The organism is Pseudomonas sp. LY-1, from assembly GCF_053502595.1.
This window is the reverse complement of record NZ_CP094353.1, coordinates 1,742,671-1,759,440: the sequence shown is the minus strand read 5'-3', so window position 1 is coordinate 1,759,440 and position 16,770 is coordinate 1,742,671. Positions and strand designations below refer to the sequence as shown.

Here is a 16,770-nt window from a genome sequence, read left to right as displayed (position 1 = left end):
GTACGCATCTATTGAATCTGGATTGGAGAGCACCCCTTGGCTCTGCGTAGCACGTTCACCCGTTTCTTCCAGTTGGAAGCCGCCAGCGGTCTATTGTTGATCGCCGCAGCCGCGTTGGCGCTGATCGTCAACAACTCACCGTTGTCGCACCTCTACAGCGCGTTCCTCGACGTGCCCGTGGTGGCGCAGATTGGCGCGCTGAAGATCGCCAAGCCCGCGTTGCTGTGGATCAACGACGGCCTGATGGCCCTGTTCTTCCTGCTGATCGGCCTGGAGGTCAAGCGCGAGCTGCTCGACGGCCACCTGTCCAAGCCTTCGCAAGTCGTCCTGCCAGGCGCCGCGGCGATCGGCGGCATGGTCGTGCCGGCATTGATCTACTGGGCAATCAACAAGGATTACCCGGCGGCGCTTTCCGGCTGGGCGATCCCCATGGCCACCGATATCGCCTTCGCATTGGGCGTCCTGGCGCTGCTCGGCAAGCGCGTGCCGGTGTCGCTGAAACTGTTCCTGATGACCCTGGCCATCATCGATGACCTGGGCGCGATCATCGTGATCGCCGTGTTCTATTCCAGCGACCTGTCCGGCGCCGCCCTGGCGGGCGCGGGCGCCTGCTTGATCGCCTTGATTGCCATGAACCGCCTGGGCGTGATCAAGCTCGGGCCGTACCTGATCATCGGCCTGATCCTGTGGGTCTGCGTACTGAAAAGTGGCGTGCATGCCACCTTGGCCGGCGTGATGCTGGCGTTCTGCATCCCGATGCGTACCAAAAACGCCGAAACCTCGCCGCTGTTGACGCTCGAACATGCCCTGCATCCATGGGTGGCCTATGGCATCCTGCCGCTGTTCGCGTTCGCCAACGCCGGTGTGTCCCTGAGCGGGGTCAGCCTCGAGAGCTTCACCCACCACGTACCGCTGGGCATCGCCCTCGGCCTGCTGATCGGCAAGACCATCGGCGTGTTCGGCCTGACCTGGCTCGCCATCAAGACCGGCCTCGCCGCGCTGCCCAGCGGCGCCAGTTGGGGCCAGGTGTTCGGCGTAGCGATCCTGTGCGGCATCGGCTTCACCATGAGCCTGTTTGTCGGCTCCCTGGCGTTCGTGCCGGGCGCCAGCGAATTTGCCGGGGAAGATCGAATGGGGATTCTGACCGGGTCGATACTCGCGGCGTGTATCGGTTATGCGGTGACGGCGATGGCGAGTCGCAAGAAAGCCTGACTCGCACAAAACACCGCGCACAAAAAACCCCAGCCGGTCACCCGGCTGGGGTTTTTCTTTGCTCGCGGCTTAACGCTTAGCGAGTCACGCGGCTGGTACCATCAACGGTCATGATGCGAACGCGATCACCGATGCGGAAGATTTCATTCTCCTGCACGGCCTGCACGTAGGCGCGCATGCTGCCGTCGTCTTCGCGAACGGTGATTTCCACGCCCTGGGTGCGGGTCAGGCCTTCTTCGGTGGCCGAACCCAACAGGCCGCCGGCGACGGCGCCGATCACGGCGGTCACGATACTGCCACGGCCGCCACCGATGGCGCTGCCGCCCACGCCGCCAATGACGGCACCGGCCGCACCGCCGATTGGGGTCTTGGTGCCTTCGATTTTCACCGGACGCAGGGATTCAATGGTCCCCATGCGAACGGTCTGCACGCGACGCGCTTCGTCACGGGAGTATGAGTCGCCGGTCAGACTCGAGGCGCAGCCACCCAACAACAACGACAGGGTAGTAAAGCAGGCAACTAGTAAAACGGACTTACGCATAGCATCAACTCCAAAGGACAGGTGTTCATTAGACGCGGACGCTTGACGCCTGTCACGGCAAGCTCCGCAGAAAATTGCTTTCATTCAGCCCTAGTACAGAGTGCCAGCACCAAAACAGACGACAAACGGTAGCTCTCATCTCGTAAACAGGACGCTCATGGATTATTTCATCATTATAGTCACGACCGTAGCCGGCTTGTATTTCCATGGCTGGTTATACCTGCGCATCCGCCGCTGGATCGACCGCGACCTGGCGCTCTCCCTGGCGGGCAACGACCTGCACAAGCGGGCCTTCATGCTGCAACAGCTGGAAAAAGCCCGTGCCCTGAAGATCAACCGCCGCGAGCTGCCGGACTGGTTGAAAAATGCGGCGCAGCAGTACACGCCCGAGGCCTCTTGAACAGAGGCTTCGGGGTGACGAGCAACAGTCAGAAAGGGTGACGCAAGACGACGATCAGGGCGCCAGGCGCTCACGGGTCCAGTCGGCCCCGTGCAAGCGGTAGTTCAGGCGGTCATGCAGGCGGCTGGCGCGGCCTTGCCAGAACTCGATGCGCTCGGGCAATAAGCGATAGCCGCCCCAGTGTTCAGGGCAGTGCGGCTGAGTGTCGCTGAACCGCTGTTCGGTGACCTTGAGCAAGTCGTGCAATTCTTCGCGGTCACGGATCACCTTGCTCTGCGGGGAAGCCCAGGCGCCCAGGCGGCTGCCCAAGGGGCGCACCTGGAAATAGGCATCCGACTCTTCCGGCGTGACCTTGACCACCCGGCCCTCGATGCGTACCTGACGCTCCAGGGTCGGCCAGAAAAAGGTCATGGCCGCGAAGGGCCGCGCCGCAAGCTGATCGCCCTTGGCGCTCTCATAGTTGGTGAAGAAGGTAAAGCCCTGCGCATCCAGGCCCTTGAGCAACAGGATGCGACAGTGCGGGCGACCGTCCTCGTCGACCGTGGCCAGGGTCATGGCATTGGCCTCCACCGGCGGCTGCTCGGTTTTCACCGCATCGCCGAACCACTGGTGGAACAAGGCAAACGGCTCGCTCGGGGCCTGGGCCTCGCTCAAACCATCCCGTGTGTAGTCACGGCGCATATCAGCCAACACCTGGGTCATGCGACTTTATCCTTCTGGTTCAGCGGATCAGTTTTTGGCCTGGTCGTTCGCAGCCGGTGCAGCAGCCTTGGCCTTGGCTTTGGCCGCTGCGGGTTTCTTGGCGGCTGCCTTGGCCGGAGCCTTTTTCGCGGCTGGCTTGGCAGCGGATTTTTTCGCGACCGTCTTTTTCGCCGAGGCTTTTGCGACCGGTGCCGGCGCGGGAACGTCCTGCACGGCAACCATTTCAGCCACAGGCGGGGTCTTGCCCGAGTTGTACTTGCTCAGCAAGGCCAACATAGTTGTACGCTGAGTAAACATAATTTCCATGCGACGGTTCAGCGCACGGCCTTGGGTGCTGTCGTTGGCGGCACGCGGCATCATGTCGCCCATGCCACGCAGCATCAGACGGTCTTGCTTGAGGCCGCTGAGGCTGAAAATCGATGCGATAGATTGCGCGCGTTCTTTGGTCAGCGCCTGGCTCGCCGGGGCCGCGCCGGTGGCATCAACGTGACCGAGGACCAGTACGGCGGTCTTCGGGTCGGCTTCAACAGCCTTGGCGACGCGAGTGAACGGGCCCAGGGTGACCGGCAGCAACATCGCCGGGCGTTTCGGGTTGTAGGAACCGTCTACCGGGGCAATCACCACCAGTACGTTGTCGCGACGTTCCAGTTGCAGGTTGCTGTCCTTGATCGCGGCGCGCAGGCGCGGTTCATAGTCGTCCAGCCAGGCCTGGGTGATTTTCGGGTCGGGCATCGGCACGTTGGTCACGTCGACCTTGGCCAATGGCTTAGGCTTGGACGTGCTTTCGAACGGCCACCACCAGTGAGTCTCGGAGTCGGTCTTGGCCACGGCGGGGGCGGCAGGAGCAGCGGCTGGCGCCGGGGTGGCGGCCTTGAGGTCGGCCTTCAGGTCAGCCTTGGCATCGGCGGCCTTTTCGTCGGCGCTCTTGGAGGAGAACGGCCACCAGCTGGAGCCGGTATCCGCTTTGGCCACCGGGGCTGGCGCAGGAGCGGCGGCTACCGGTGCAGCCGGCTTGGCGCTGGCAGCAGCCGCTACCGGTGCGGCAGGTTTGGCGCCCGCGGCGGGTTTGGCGTCCGGTTTGGCGTCCGGCTTGGCGTCGGTTTGGCTCACTGCGTCCTTGGTAGCAGCCTTGTCAGATCCAAATGACCACCAATGCCCGCCTTCGGCATCATTTTGTGGTGTTTGTGCGCAGCCAGTAATAGATAGGCACAGCGCCAGTGCCAAGGACTTGTTCGATAACATGAGATATCCACAAAATGAGAAAAAACCGAGGGCCTGAATGACCCGTTAAACAGACGCTTCCAGAACATTAAAGTTACAATATTTTGCTCAGCGTCTTCTTATACTTGCATTTGTAACAAAAAAACGTGAAACAGCAAGGGGTTTACAGACAACCGGCCAATATTCTGACCAACTTCTGCGCACGTGGGTCCATAAGTACGTAGGGCCCCAGCGTATTAGTCACAAAACCGAACGCTACATCATGTTCGGGGTCGGCAAACCCCAGCGAACCGCCCGCACCAGGATGTCCAAATGCACGCGGGCCAAGGCCGAAGGTCGCATTCGGCAATTGCGGTTGATCCAACATGCAGCCCAGGCCGAAACGGGTTTGGGTCAATAAGGTTTTATCGGGCCCGATACTGTGTTCACGGGTCAATTGTTCGAGCATGTCGCTTTCCAGCAAACTACCGTCCAATAAACCACTATAAAAACCCGCCAGGCTACGCGCATTACCGTGACCGTTTGCCGCTGGCTGCTGCATACGCCGCCATTCGGGTTTATTAGTGCTGGTCAGAATAGACGGCGGATTGGCAAATGCCCGCGTCGTCATGGCCGTGGGTTCACGCATCATTACTTGCAGTAAACGTTGCGCGGCGTCATCGCCCATGTTGCCTTTGCCGCGCGCTACATGGGCCACGCGATAAAATTCTTCGTCCGCCAGGCCCACATGAAAATCCAGCCCCAACGGGCGTGCAACCCGCGCCACGATGGACTCGCCCGGCCCACGCCCGTCGGCACGGCGCAGCAATTCCCCGACCAGCCAGCCATAGGTGATCGCTTCGTAGCCGTGGCCTTGGCCCGGCGTCCACCACGGCGCTTCGGCGGCCAAGGTGTCGACCATCAACGACCAGTCGTACAGCGCTTCGGTGGGCAGCATCTCGCGGATCGCCGGCAACCCGGCCTGGTGGCAGAGCAACTGGCGCAAGGTGATCGCTTCTTTACCGGCCGCGGCAAATGCCGGCCAATAGTTGGCCACTGGCGCATCCAGTTGCAGCTTGCCTTCGGCCACCAATTGCAGGGCCGCAACAGCGGTGAAGGTCTTGGTGCAGGAGAACAGGTTGACGATGGTGTCGCTGTGCCAGGCCTGTGCCCCGTCCTTGTCGGCGGTGCCGGCCCACAGGTCGACCACGGTTTCCCCGCCGATCTGGATGCACAGCGCCGCACCACGTTCCTGCGGGTCATCGAACAACGTGGCGAACGCTTCACGTACCGCTTCGAACTGGAGTTCGTAATGCCCCTGAACCTGCACCTAAGCCCCCTCGGAAAACGCTGTAAAAAGTGGCCGACATTGTTCCAGCCCTTGTAGGATTTGTGAACCCGTCAACACCGAATCAATGACCATTTCCGGCATGCCCACCGGTGTGTCCGGCGCCCTGCCCCGCACCTTTACCGTCATGCCCGGGCTTGCTGCCTTCATGCTCGCGAACCGCGCGGGCCGCCTTGGCCTTTTCGGCTTCCTTGCCCAGTTGGTCGACCGCCGCCAGGTTGCTTCGACGCACGCTGTCGACAAAGCCCTGGAACGGCACATCGGTAATGCCGACCAGACCGAAGTGGCCGTTTTCGCCGTCCAGCAGACGCCCGGTCACGGGCTGGTCCAGGTACTGGAACCAGTGAACGCCGACAATCGACGGCTCGGCCATGGCCTGCTTGAGGAAGTTGGCATACGCGGCGCCGCGATCTTCTTCCTTGGCCAACTGGGTCACACCGCCCCAGAACGGGCCGCGGTCTGCCGAGCCGAAGTTGAATTCGGTGATCAACACCGGCTTGTCCAACGCGCGCAAGGCGGCGAAGTCATAGCCGTCCTGGGGTTTGAGCGTGTACAGGTTGAAGCTCAACACGTCGCAATACTGCGCACAGGACGCCACCGCCTCCGGCGTACTCACCGCGTACCGCCCGCCCAGCAGCAACTGGTTGGGCGCGTGCCATTTGAGTGCATCGGAGATGGTCTTGAAGTACGTATCGGCGAAGGTCTTCTGGAAGTATTTGAAGTCGGCTTCGATTTCCGGGTGCTCAGGGTTGGGCATCGGCGGTTCGAAGCCCGGGTCTTCCATCAGTTCCCAGCCCGCCAGGTGGATGCCCCAGGCTTTCGACAGGCCTTCTTCGTTACGGTATTTGTCACGCAGTTGCTTGAGGAATGCACGCTTGGCCGGTACATCGGTGGTCATGCGCAGGGTGCCGTAGGCCAGGGCGTAACGGGATTTTGCATCGTCACCGGGACCGGCCCAGGCCAGTTCGTTATCGGCAAAAAAACCTATCAGCCAAGGATCGTCGCGATGATCGCGGGCGGCGATGGCCACGGCGCGCTCGGTGGCCATGGCGAAACGCGGGTCGAACGGGTCGGGCATGCCGCCCCACCAGTCGGTACCGGTGCTGATGCTGGCGTAATCGCCGACGATCGACAGCGGCAAGGTGTACGGCACGCGGTCCGCGCTGGCCAGTTGCGCAGCGCTCCAGTTGCCGACGGTGTTGAAACCCCAGGCCTGCAGGCGGTCGAGGGTGTGGCTGACCCAGCGCTTCTGGTCGAAACCGTCAGTGTCATACGTGCGCTGCAGGTTGGCGCGGTAGAAATCGTACCAACGCCCGGCGCCAAAGCTACGCCCTTCGCCGGCGCCGTTACCGGTGCGGTTGTCGCCGCTGCCGTAGTACTTGTCAAAGGGTTCCCCGGCCTTGGGCAGCGCCGCGAACATCCATTCACGGCCCGCCACGTAGGTCTGGTTGTTATCCGAAGCCACGGTGTTGACGCCCAGGGAATAGAACGGATGCCCCTCCGGCGTCACCAGATACCAACGACCATCGCGCTTCTCGGTGCGGAAAAAGCCGCTGGCGTCGAACGCCGGGCCTTTGTTCCAACCGCCGTACTGGTCCAGGGAGGATTTATCCCGCTCGGCCAGCCAAGCCTTGAGCTGTTGCTGCTCCTTGGTGGCGGCGGCCTTGAGTTGCTCGTCGCTGTTGACCTTTTCCGGCCAGCGCGCACGGGTGGACTGGCCATAGGCATCCACCAGTTCGCTGTAGGCCGCCTTCAGCACCGGCTCGCTGTCCTGCACGCCAAAGCGTTCCAGCAGAATACTTTGGGCGACATTCGGCTTGATCATCGACAGGGTCACCGACACCACCTGGCTGCGGTCGATTTCCCCGGCGCTGCTGGCCAGCAACACGCGCTGGCCATCGACGCTGATCGGCATCGGCGGGCCGGCTTTCATGCCCTGGCTCAACGGCGAGTTGGCTTGCAGCGGGATCAACAGGGTCTGGGCCGGACCGGCCGGCAGGTCGACGCGGCTGACCAGCGTCCTGCCGTCATTGCTCTGCACCTTGACGTACAGGGTCAGCGCCCAGTCCATGGCGCTCTGGATACGCAGGCTCATGGCACCGGATTGCGACCAGTCCCAGGCGCCGGTCTGCGGGCTGAGCACCAGGCTCGGCTCGGCGGCCGGGTTGAAGGTGATGCGGCGCAGCACCTCGCCGTCAGGGGTTTGTTCGGCGTTGTATTGCGGCAGGCTGGCGTCCTGGGTCGCCACTTTGACCACATCGGCAGGTCGGACGAAGTTGAACAACGTTTGTTGCCCGGCGGGCGCGGCCAGCAGTGGCGCAGCGAACAGCAGGGCAAAAAGGGCGGGCAGCGTGCGAATCATACGAGCAAGGTTCTCCCAAACGGCCGATAAATGGCCTGATGACATAATGCGATGGCAGTGAGATAGACCACGAAGTGGGCGATTTTGCCCACTGTGGCTTAAGAAATTTCGCGCCGGAACGGCGGCAAGGCATTCAGGATGGCCTTGCCATAGCGCTGCGTGACCAGACGGCGGTCCAGCAAGGTGATGGTGCCCCGGTCTTCTTCGGTCCGCAGCAAGCGCCCGCAGGCCTGCACCAGCTTCAGGGACGCATCCGGCACCGAGATTTCCATGAACGGGTTGCCGCCACGGGCCTCGATCCACTCGGCCAACGCGGCCTCGACCGGGTCATCCGGCACCGAGAACGGGATCTTGGCGATCACCACGTGTTCGCAGTAAGCACCGGGCAAGTCCACGCCTTCGGCAAAGCTCGCCAGGCCGAACAGCACGCTGGAATCGCCGCCATCGACCCGCGCCTTGTGCTTGTTCAGGGTTTCCTGCTTGGACAGGTTGCCCTGGATAAACACCTGCTTGCGCCAGTCGCGGTCGAGGCCATCGAACACGTCCTGCATCTGTTTGCGCGACGAGAACAGCACCAGGGTGCCGCGTGAACCTTCGACCAGTTCCGGCAAGTCACGGATGATCGCGGCGGTGTGGGCCGGCGCATCCCGAGGGTCGGCCTTGAGGTCAGGCACGCGCAGCACACCGGCGTTAGCGTGATGGAACGGGCTCGGCACCACGGCGGTGACGGCTTTTTTCGGCAGGCCGGCGCGCATGCGGAAGCGGTCGAAGGTGCCCAGGGCGGTCAGCGTGGCCGAGGTGACCAGGCAGCCATACGCCACGTTCCACAGGTTGCGCCGCAGCATTTCCGCCGCAAGGATCGGGCTGGCGTTGACCTCGATATCGAACAGCGCACCGCTTTCCGACAGGGTCAGCCAACGGGCCATGGGCGGGTTGTCTTCCGGGTCTTCGACGGTGAAGGCCGTCCACAACTCCCAGTTGCCCTGGGCGCGGGACAACAGGCTGCCGAACAGTGGGTACCATTCCTCGGCCTGGTTGCTGGCGATGCCGATGTTGACCTCGCCGTCCATGCCTTCCTTGAGCAGGTCGGTCAGGCGGGTGAACAGGTCGGTCAGGCGCGAAAAACCCTTCTTCAGTTCGACCCCCATTTCACGCATGTGCTCGGGGATCAGCCCGCCGACAAAGCGATGGCGCGGGCGCTCGCGGCCCTCGACGTCTTCGCCGGGCTTGAAGTCGGCAACCTGCTCGCAGGCGCTGAACATGAACTGCTGCTGGGTCTTGATCTCCCGCGCCAGTTCCGGCACCTGTTCGATCAGCTTGCCCAGGTCGCCGGGCAGCGGGTGCTGGGCCAGCAGTTTGGTGAGGTTCTTGGCGGTGGCCTCCAGCCAGTCGGCGGTGGAGCGCAGGCGCGTGTAATGGGCGAAGTGGCCGATGGCCTTGTCGGGCAGGTGGTGGCCTTCGTCGAATACGTAGAGCGTGTCGCGCGGGTCCGGCAGCACGGCGCCGCCGCCCAGGGCCAGGTCGGCGAGGACCATGTCGTGGTTGGTGACGATCACGTCGACCTTGCCCATGCCTTCGCGCGCTTTATAGAAGGCGCACTGGCCGAAGTTGGGGCAATGACGGTTGGTGCATTGGCTGTGGTCGGTGGTCAGGCGCGCCCAATCGGCGTCTTCCAGGGCGGTGGGCCAGCTGTCGCGGTCGCCGTCCCATTTATTCCCGGCCAGTTTTTCGATCATGCTGGTAAACAGCTTCTGGCTGACTTCATCGACTTCGATCTTGAAGCCTTCTTCTTCGAACAAGGAGGCCGTGGCGGTTTGCGCGTGGCCTTCCTGCAGCAGCACGTCGAGCTTGGACAGGCACATATAGCGGCCACGGCCCTTGGCCAGGGCGAAGGTGAAGTTCAGGCCGCTGTTGCGCATCAGGTCGGGCAGGTCTTTGTAGACGATCTGCTCCTGCAGGGCGACGGTGGCGGTGGCGATCACCAGGCGCTTGCCGGCGGCCTTGGCGGTGGGAATCGCCGCCAGGCTGTAGGCCACGGTCTTGCCCGTACCGGTGCCGGCCTCGACGGCCACGACCGCGGGGTCACCGCTGCGCCGGCCTTCGTCGTCGGTGTCGATATCCCCGAGGACCTTGGCCACTTCGGCGATCATCAGGCGTTGGCCGTAGCGCGGTTTCAAGCTCTTGGCTTCGAGAAAACGCGAATAGGCGCCCTGGATCGTGGTTTTGAGTTCAGTGCTGATCATGGATAGTCGGGCGCAAAAAACGCTGGATAAATTTTCAGTGGTTCGGATCGACCGCTATCATACCCCGCTAATTAATCCCGCGCAGAACGGAGTACCGCAATGACCGTGTTCAGCCTCGTTTACACCCTGCATGTATTGGCCGCCCTGATCTGGGTCGGCGGCATGTTTTTCGCCTGGATGATCCTGCGCCCGGCCGCTGTGGCGGCCCTCGAGGGCCCTGCCCGGCTCAAGCTGTGGGCGAATGTGTTTCAACGTTTTTTCGTGTGGGTTTGGGTGGCGGTGCTGGTTTTGCCGATCAGCGGTGTCGGCCTGTTGCAACTGCGCTTCAGCGGGTTTGAAACCGCACCGCGTTACGTGCAGGTGATGATGGGCTTGTATGTGGTGATGACGGCGCTGTTCATCCGCATCCAGGCGTTGAAGTTCCCCGAATTGCGCACAGCGGTGGCGGCTGAGGATTGGCCGGCGGGTGCGGCTGCACTGGGGCAGATCCGCAAGCTGGTGGGCATTAACCTGCTCGTTGGGTTGCTGGTGGTCGCGATTGCTTCGGCGCGGCCGATGTTCTGAGACGGGCCTTAAACGGCCATCGGGAGCACGCCCCCTCCCACATTTGAAATGCATTCCAAATGTGGGAGGGGGCGTGCTCCCGATGACGTCAGATCGAACGACTCAAAGTCGCTGAATGGTCACAGTTCCCGCAGGCCCGGCCGGCCCCGGCTGCCCTTCCACCCCTGGCCGGCCTTTCTCGCCACCATCGGCGCGGTACACCAGGCAACCCTTGGATTGCCCGCCACGCCCAGGCTTGCCCGCCGTCCCCGCCAAACCGCCCGCGCCGCCATCGACCCAGACCTTGATCTTGTCGCTTGGGAAGTCCTGCGGCAGTTCGACCCGCACCTGCGCACCCGCCGCGCCAGGCAACCCGTCGCCACCGTTATCACCGTTGGCGCCGCGCCCAGCGGAGCCCCAAGTGCAACCCGGGTCTTCGCCGTTGGCGCCGTCCAGCCCGGCATAACCTTGGGCGCCAGCGCCACCACGGGCATCCACCGACAGTTCCTGCGCCGTCAGGGCATTGATGCGCAAGGTCAGGTCACGTCCGGCCCTGGCTGGTTTTTCGTGGGTACCGGGAGCGCCACGCGAGGTGATCTGGCTGCCATGTTCCAGTTGCGCATGCCGCGCCTGCAATTGCAGCCCGGTGCTCCCCGGAGCGATGGCGATGCGTGCTTCGCGGCCCAGGTGCAACTCATCCACCGAGATATGGCTGATCGTGGCCGGGATGAGCAACGTGCCGTAGTCCGCGACGTCCAGGCGTTCCAGCTGCAATACGCCGGTACTGCTGGGCAAGCGCATCAACGAGTTGGTTTCAACACTCACGCTCTGGGCCAGGGCAACGGGGCTGACCAACAGGGCCAACAGAAAAACCTTACGCATCATGGGGCTCCTGAGTGATGGGGAATTTGTTATTTCAAATTTTTCTTTGGGCGCACAGTAACGACTTCTACAGGCGATTTGCCAGTGAAGGATCAAAAAACTTGAGAAGGCGGCAGTTTCAGCGAGGATCGCCAACGATGCCCCTGTGGAATCCCACAGGGGCAAGGCCTGTCAGCGGTTGATCTGGATTTCTACGCGGCGGTTCAGGGCACGGCCTTCAGCGGTTTTGTTGTCAGCCACCGGATGACTTTCGCCCGCACCGGTCACCGACACGAAGTTACTGCGAGGCACACCGGCGCCGATCAGGTAGTCCGTCACCGAATGTGCGCGTTTTTCCGAGAGTTTCTGGTTGTAGGCGTCCTTGCCGACGCTGTCGATATGCCCGCTGACCCGCAACTGGGCGCTCGGGGCTTCGCGTTTCAAGCGGGTGGCGATGGTGTCGAGCGCGGTTTTATCCGCCGCCGTCAGCTTCGCCGAGTCGAACTGGAAGTGTACATCGCGAATCACGATGGTTTCTTCCTTGACCACAACCACCTCTTCAACCACCGCCGCGGGTGGCGCAGGAGGGCAACCATTGGCATCGACCTGTACGCCTTTCGGCGTGCCGGGGCACTTGTCGCGGCTGTCCGGCACGCCGTCGCCGTCTTCGTCACCATCGCCATGTACCCAGCAATAGGCGCCGGCCATGCCGCCGATCAACAACGCGCCGTAGCCGGCATAGGCTGAGCTTTCCGTCGCACCGATCGCCGCACCGGTCACGCCGCCCACGGCGGCGCAGGTGGGCCAATCGGTTTTTTGCAAACCTGCACAACCTGTCAATACTCCGGTGAGCAGAACCAAGGGTAGAGCTGTCCGCATGATGCTCATTTGATTTCTCCTGAGGGGATCGGCAGGGGCCGATGGGTGGAGTAAAGACCGCTCCTTTCAACTGCGCCAGTACGTCACACCCCCGGATTCATTGAGGATGGGCGTACTTGAAGGACTTTTCGCAACCACCCGCTCTAGGCCCGCACGCTCAGCCGCGCTAGTCTCTAGGGTCCTGATGTGAGGATCTCTGATGACCGCTGGTATTTCTTCCCGTACACCCCAGCAAGCCCTGGCTGCCTTGCTCGATTTGCACCAGCCCAAACGCCTGTTGCTGTTGGGTGCCAGCCAGTTCCCGGCGCTGGAGGCCTTTCAAAAGGCGCACCCTGAGACTCAGGTGTCCGTCGCGACGCCTGGCGCGCTGCCGGCGGACCTCGCGGCGCAGCGTTTTGACCTGGCGCTGGTGGTCGATTGCCTGGAGCACCTGTCAAAACCACAAGGCCTGACCCTGCTGGGCGGCATCCGCAACCTCAATGCCAGCCGCATTGCGGTGCTGGTCGACCTGGGCGCCTGCGACTGGAAAGACACTGACTTCTTCTCCCTGGCCCTGCAGGCCGGCGAGCGCTTCCAGCGCGATGAGCAGGTACTGACGCTGTTTACCTATGATCTGCTTGACTATAAACAGGTGCCGGACTGGCTCAACGCCCGCTTCTGGGCCAACCCGGAAAACTTCGGAAAGTATTGGTGGTAACCCGATGAGTACATCCATTTGCCCCTGTGGCAGCGGCAACCTGCTGGACGCGTGCTGCGGCCATTATCACGCCGGCCACCCGGCGCCGTGCGCCACCGCGCTGATGCGCTCGCGCTACAGCGCCTACGTACTGGGCCTGGTGGACTACCTGGTGGCTACCACGTTGCCTGCGCAGCAGGCCGGCCTGGACCGTGATGCCATCGCCACCTGGAGCGCCCAGAGCACCTGGCTCGGCCTGGAAGTGGAAAGCTCCGAGGTGTTCGGCGGCCAGCCGGAACATGCGTTCGTGACGTTTACCGCGCGCTGGCATGACAGCACCGGCGAACACAGCCACCGCGAACAGTCCTCTTTCGTACAGAATGAGGGACACTGGTACTTCATCGACCCCACCGTGGAAGTGAAGGCCGGACGCAATGATGCATGCGTCTGCGGGAGTGGGCAGAAGTTCAAGAAGTGTTGCTCCAGCTACCTCTAACCACCTCACAGGGATCGCGCCATGCTCCGCACTTACAGCTTGTTGCTGGCGTTGACCCTTGGCTTGAGCGGCTGCGCCTCATGGTTCGAGGACGACGCCCCACCGCCCCACGTCGCCCTGGTGAAGGTCGAAGTGGTGCGGGCCAAGTTGCTCGAACAGAAGTTCAAGCTGTATTTCCGCGTGGATAACCGCGACGACGCCGACCTCACGGTGCGCGGCCTGATCTACAAGGTCACCCTGGGTCGCTTGCTGCTGACCGAAGGCGAATCCAACGAATGGCTCACCGTGCCGCCGCGTGGCCACGCCTTTTTCAAGATCTCGGTACGCACCAACCTCTGGCCGCAGATCCGTGACGTCGTGCAGATGCTGAAAAACCCCGACCGGCCCGTGCCTTATCGGCTGGAAGGCGAGCTGAAAACCGGATTATTCATCGGTAATGACGTGCGCGTGGACCACAATGGCGAGATAATCCCCGGCGATTTTATTCCGGAGCGACATCGATGACTCAGCAACCCCATGTCCATGGTCCTGACTGCAACCACGATCACGATCACCATGATCACGACCACGGCCATGTCCACGGCCCGAACTGCGGCCACGCTCACCAGGAGCCGGTGCGCAACGCCCTGAAAGACGTTGGCCGCAACGATCCATGCCCGTGCGGCAGCGAGAAGAAATTCAAGAAGTGCCACGGCGCTTGAAACCTGGCTACTGAAAATAAGCTTTAGCTCCTGCTTGCGTCGTTTCACCGCGCTCACTAACGTAGCGCCTTTACTGACGCTACCCCCCGCAGGAGCTTTGCCATGGCCTCGCCAGCCCTTTCACATTTTCTTCCCCGGTTCGGCGTTGCCGCGGCAGTGGCCAGTGCATTAAGCCTGGCCGGTTGCCAGCTCCAGAGCACCCAGGACACCCTGCCCCCCGTTACCGGCGTCCAGCCGATCAAGGGCCTCGCGCAGAATGTTTCGATACGCCGCAATGCCCAGGGCATGCCGCTGATTGAAAGCAATACCTTCCACGACGCACTGTTCAGCCTCGGCTATGTGCATGCCAGCGACCGCATCACGCAGATGGTCACGTTGCGCCTGCTGGCCCAGGGCCGTCTGGCGGAAATGTCCGGCCCCGAGGTGCTGGATGTCGACCGTTTCATGCGCGCGGTCAACCTGAAAAAAAGCGCCGGCGAGCTCTACAACGCCTCGTCGCCGCGCCTCAAGCGCTTCTTTGAAGTGTATGCCCGCGGCGTCAACGCCTACCTGTTCCGCTACCGCGACAAGCTGCCGCCGGACCTGGCCCAGACCGGCTACAAACCCGAGTACTGGAAGCCGGAAGATTCGGCGCTGTTGTTCTGCCTGCTGAATTTCAGCGAGTCGGCCAACCTGCAGGAAGAATTGTCGTCGCTGGTGCTGGCGCAAAAGGTCGGTGTCGACAAACTCGCCTGGCTCACCCCAAGCGCGCCGGACGAGCCGATCCCCCTGGCCGAAGCCGACAAGCTCAAGGGCGTGAACCTGAGCCAGATCACCGGCCTGGCCGGGCTGGACACGGTCAGCCAGCAACTGAGCAGCCTCAACTCACTGGCGGTGACCACTTCGAGCAACTGGGCCATCGGCCCGCAACGCAGCCGCAGCCGCAGCGGCAAGAGCCTGCTGGCCAATGACCTCGCGGCCCAGCCGCAAGCCCCGTCGCCATGGAACTACGTGCAGATCCGCGCACCGAAATACCAGGCCGTCGGCGCCTCGATCGCCGGCCTGCCGACCCTGTTGTCCGGCTTCAACGGCAAAGTGGCGTGGAGCATGAGCACGGTCAAGGGCGACACCCAGGACCTGTTCCTGGAAAAGGTCAAACGCCAGGGCAGCGCGCTGTACTACGAGAACAACGGTAAATGGCTACCGGCTGCTGTGCGCAACGAGACCTTTTTCATCAAAGGCCAACGCTCGATTCGGGAGGTGGTGTACGAAACCCGCCACGGCGCCCTGCTCAACAGCAGCCAGGCGCTGACCAGCGGGCTGGGCCTGGCCCTGCAAACGGCGGACTTCAAGGACGACAAGAGCCTTGATGCGTTCTTCGACCTGTCCCGCGCGCAAAACGCCGCCAAGGCCTCGGATGCGACCCGGGAAATCCGCGCCATCGCCTTGAACATGGTGTTCGCCGACGCCAGCAACATCGGCTGGCAGGTTACCGGGCGCTTCCCCAACCGCCGCGAAGGCGAAGGCCTGCTGCCCTCGCCGGGCTGGGATGCGCGCTTCGACTGGGACGGTTACGCCGACGCGATGCTGCACCCTTATGACCAGGACCCGGCCCAAGGCTGGATCGGCACCGCCAACCAACGTACCGCGCCGCGCGGTTATGGCATGCAACTGTCCAACTCCTGGGACGCTCCGGAGCGCAGCGAGCGCCTGGCGCAATTGGCCAATGCCGGCAAGCATGACAGCCGCAGCATGATCGCCATGCAATACGACCAGACCACCACGTTCGCCGCCAAGCTCAAGAACATGTTCCAGGCGCCGGGCATGGCGCAGCCGCTGAAACAGGCGATCGCTGCGCTGCCCGCGGCCGAACAGGCCAAGGCCCGTGAAGCGTTGAATCGTCTGATGGCGTTTGACGGCCGCCTGGCGCCAACGTCCGCCGACGCAGCGATGTATGAGCTGTTCCTGCAGGAAAGCAGCAAACAGATCTTCCTCGACGAACTCGGCCCGCAAAACAGCGCCAGCTGGAAAGCCTTTGTCAGCAACGCGAGCCTGTCCTACGCCGCCCAGGCCGACCACCTGCTGGGCCGTGAAGACAGCCCGTTCTGGGACGATGTCCGCACTGCGCAGAAAGAAGACAAGCCGACGATCCTCGCCCGCAGCCTGGCCGCCGCGATCACTGCCGGCGACAGCCAACTGGGTACCGATCACAAGGCCTGGCAGTGGGGCAAACTGCACAGCACCACCTGGAAGAACCGCAATGGCCAGGTGATCCGCGGCCCGCTGGCCAGCGGCGGCGACCACAACACCCTGAACCCGGCGCCGTACAACTGGGGGGAGAGTTTCGACACCACCCAAGTGCCGGCACTGCGCATGATTGTCGACTTCGGCCAGGCAGAACCGATGACGGGCCAGGGCGGTATCGGCCAGTCCGGCAACCCGGTCAGCCCGAACTATGTCAATGACATCGATCCGTCGCTCAAGGCGCAATACCTGAGCTTCCCGATGCAGCCGCAGAACTTTGACAAGGTGTATGGGAAAGCCAGGCTGACCCTCACGCCCGGCAAATAACCGTACCAACAGGTGGGAGCAGGCAAGACTGCTCCCACATTTTTTAATCTGCGCTC

Annotated in this window: 16 protein-coding genes; 8 read left to right on the top strand and 8 right to left on the bottom strand. The window is 62.7% G+C overall.

Annotation, left to right across the window (positions count from 1 at the left end; translation table 11 throughout):
- The first annotated feature begins 36 nt into the window (after positions 1–36).
- Positions 37–1,212, top strand: coding sequence for a Na+/H+ antiporter NhaA (gene nhaA, locus MOQ67_RS07990; protein ID WP_198717340.1), 1,176 nt, complete (start codon positions 37–39; stop codon positions 1,210–1,212).
- Positions 1,213–1,288: 76 nt separating this feature from the next.
- On the opposite strand, the gene MOQ67_RS07985 is transcribed toward nhaA, so the two are convergent.
- Positions 1,289–1,753 (bottom strand): outer membrane lipoprotein, encoded by a 465-nt coding sequence (locus tag MOQ67_RS07985; protein WP_003189251.1) that lies wholly within the window; start codon positions 1,751–1,753, stop codon positions 1,289–1,291.
- Positions 1,754–1,910: 157 nt separating this feature from the next.
- On the opposite strand from MOQ67_RS07985, the gene MOQ67_RS07980 reads away from it, so the two are divergent.
- Positions 1,911–2,153, top strand: coding sequence for a hypothetical protein (locus tag MOQ67_RS07980; protein ID WP_102617384.1), 243 nt, complete (start codon positions 1,911–1,913; stop codon positions 2,151–2,153).
- A 54-nt stretch (positions 2,154–2,207) separates the two neighbouring features.
- Here the strand turns inward: MOQ67_RS07980 and pdxH are convergent, their stop codons facing one another.
- The 5 genes from pdxH to dinG form a co-directional block, all read right to left on the bottom strand.
- Positions 2,208–2,855 (bottom strand): pyridoxamine 5'-phosphate oxidase, encoded by a 648-nt coding sequence (gene pdxH, locus MOQ67_RS07975; protein WP_017844786.1) that lies wholly within the window; start codon positions 2,853–2,855, stop codon positions 2,208–2,210.
- 27 nt (positions 2,856–2,882) lie between these two features.
- A complete protein-coding gene (locus MOQ67_RS07970; protein ID WP_198717339.1) occupies positions 2,883–4,097 on the bottom strand; it encodes an OmpA family protein in 1,215 nt (404 codons plus the stop codon).
- Positions 4,098–4,239: 142 nt separating this feature from the next.
- On the bottom strand, positions 4,240–5,385 hold the full coding sequence (locus tag MOQ67_RS07965) for a serine hydrolase domain-containing protein (RefSeq protein ID WP_046490235.1): 1,146 nt from the start codon (positions 5,383–5,385) through the stop codon (positions 4,240–4,242).
- An 82-nt stretch (positions 5,386–5,467) separates the two neighbouring features.
- Entirely contained in the window at positions 5,468–7,765 is a 2,298-nt protein-coding gene (locus MOQ67_RS07960) for a beta-galactosidase (protein WP_198717338.1), read from the bottom strand.
- 98 nt (positions 7,766–7,863) lie between these two features.
- Positions 7,864–10,008 (bottom strand): ATP-dependent DNA helicase DinG, encoded by a 2,145-nt coding sequence (dinG, locus tag MOQ67_RS07955; protein ID WP_017844782.1) that lies wholly within the window; start codon positions 10,006–10,008, stop codon positions 7,864–7,866.
- Positions 10,009–10,107: 99 nt separating this feature from the next.
- Between dinG and MOQ67_RS07950 the strand changes: the two genes are divergently transcribed.
- Entirely contained in the window at positions 10,108–10,572 is a 465-nt protein-coding gene (locus tag MOQ67_RS07950; RefSeq protein WP_198717337.1) for a CopD family protein, read from the top strand.
- 102 nt (positions 10,573–10,674) lie between these two features.
- Here the strand turns inward: MOQ67_RS07950 and MOQ67_RS07945 are convergent, their stop codons facing one another.
- A complete protein-coding gene (locus tag MOQ67_RS07945; protein ID WP_198717336.1) occupies positions 10,675–11,433 on the bottom strand; it encodes a collagen-like protein in 759 nt (252 codons plus the stop codon).
- 171 nt (positions 11,434–11,604) lie between these two features.
- A complete protein-coding gene (locus MOQ67_RS07940) occupies positions 11,605–12,300 on the bottom strand; it encodes an OmpA family protein (RefSeq protein WP_448675904.1) in 696 nt (231 codons plus the stop codon).
- Positions 12,301–12,490: 190 nt separating this feature from the next.
- Between MOQ67_RS07940 and MOQ67_RS07935 the strand changes: the two genes are divergently transcribed.
- The 5 genes from MOQ67_RS07935 to MOQ67_RS07915 all read left to right on the top strand — a co-directional run bounded on the left by MOQ67_RS07935 (position 12,491) and on the right by MOQ67_RS07915 (position 16,714).
- Positions 12,491–12,988, top strand: a complete 498-nt coding sequence (locus tag MOQ67_RS07935) for a DUF6231 family protein (RefSeq protein WP_017844778.1) — start codon at positions 12,491–12,493, stop codon at positions 12,986–12,988.
- A gap of 4 nt (positions 12,989–12,992) precedes the next feature.
- A complete protein-coding gene (locus MOQ67_RS07930) occupies positions 12,993–13,463 on the top strand; it encodes a YchJ family protein (RefSeq protein WP_017844777.1) in 471 nt (156 codons plus the stop codon).
- A gap of 21 nt (positions 13,464–13,484) precedes the next feature.
- The gene (locus MOQ67_RS07925) at positions 13,485–13,967 is read left to right on the top strand and encodes an LEA type 2 family protein (protein ID WP_046384449.1); all 483 of its coding nucleotides are present in this window, start codon (positions 13,485–13,487) and stop codon (positions 13,965–13,967) included.
- Positions 13,964–14,164 carry an SEC-C metal-binding domain-containing protein gene (locus tag MOQ67_RS07920; protein ID WP_003189235.1) on the top strand — a complete coding sequence of 67 codons (201 nt, stop codon included), beginning with the start codon at positions 13,964–13,966 and terminating at the stop codon, positions 14,162–14,164. Before MOQ67_RS07925 ends, MOQ67_RS07920 begins: the two co-directional genes overlap by 4 nt.
- Positions 14,165–14,266: 102 nt before the next feature.
- On the top strand, positions 14,267–16,714 hold the full coding sequence (locus tag MOQ67_RS07915; RefSeq protein WP_198717335.1) for a penicillin acylase family protein: 2,448 nt from the start codon (positions 14,267–14,269) through the stop codon (positions 16,712–16,714).
- Positions 16,715–16,770 lie beyond the last annotated feature (56 nt).

Excerpts from the sequence above, each read along its gene's own strand:
- MOQ67_RS07985 (WP_003189251.1), bottom strand. The coding sequence starts at position 1,753 with ATGCGTAAGTCCGTTTTACTAGTTGCCTGCTTTACTACCCTGTCGTTG.
- MOQ67_RS07980 (WP_102617384.1), top strand. The coding sequence starts at position 1,911 with ATGGATTATTTCATCATTATAGTCACGACCGTAGCCGGCTTGTATTTC.
- pdxH (WP_017844786.1), bottom strand. The coding sequence starts at position 2,855 with ATGACCCAGGTGTTGGCTGATATGCGCCGTGACTACACACGGGATGGT.
- MOQ67_RS07970 (WP_198717339.1), bottom strand. The coding sequence starts at position 4,097 with ATGTTATCGAACAAGTCCTTGGCACTGGCGCTGTGCCTATCTATTACT.
- MOQ67_RS07960 (WP_198717338.1), bottom strand. The coding sequence starts at position 7,765 with ATGATTCGCACGCTGCCCGCCCTTTTTGCCCTGCTGTTCGCTGCGCCA.
- dinG (WP_017844782.1), bottom strand. The coding sequence starts at position 10,008 with ATGATCAGCACTGAACTCAAAACCACGATCCAGGGCGCCTATTCGCGT.
- MOQ67_RS07950 (WP_198717337.1), top strand. The coding sequence starts at position 10,108 with ATGACCGTGTTCAGCCTCGTTTACACCCTGCATGTATTGGCCGCCCTG.
- MOQ67_RS07945 (WP_198717336.1), bottom strand. The coding sequence starts at position 11,433 with ATGCGTAAGGTTTTTCTGTTGGCCCTGTTGGTCAGCCCCGTTGCCCTG.
- MOQ67_RS07940 (WP_448675904.1), bottom strand. The coding sequence starts at position 12,300 with ATGAGCATCATGCGGACAGCTCTACCCTTGGTTCTGCTCACCGGAGTA.
- MOQ67_RS07935 (WP_017844778.1), top strand. The coding sequence starts at position 12,491 with ATGACCGCTGGTATTTCTTCCCGTACACCCCAGCAAGCCCTGGCTGCC.
- MOQ67_RS07930 (WP_017844777.1), top strand. The coding sequence starts at position 12,993 with ATGAGTACATCCATTTGCCCCTGTGGCAGCGGCAACCTGCTGGACGCG.
- MOQ67_RS07925 (WP_046384449.1), top strand. The coding sequence starts at position 13,485 with ATGCTCCGCACTTACAGCTTGTTGCTGGCGTTGACCCTTGGCTTGAGC.
- MOQ67_RS07920 (WP_003189235.1), top strand. The coding sequence starts at position 13,964 with ATGACTCAGCAACCCCATGTCCATGGTCCTGACTGCAACCACGATCAC.
- MOQ67_RS07915 (WP_198717335.1), top strand. The coding sequence starts at position 14,267 with ATGGCCTCGCCAGCCCTTTCACATTTTCTTCCCCGGTTCGGCGTTGCC.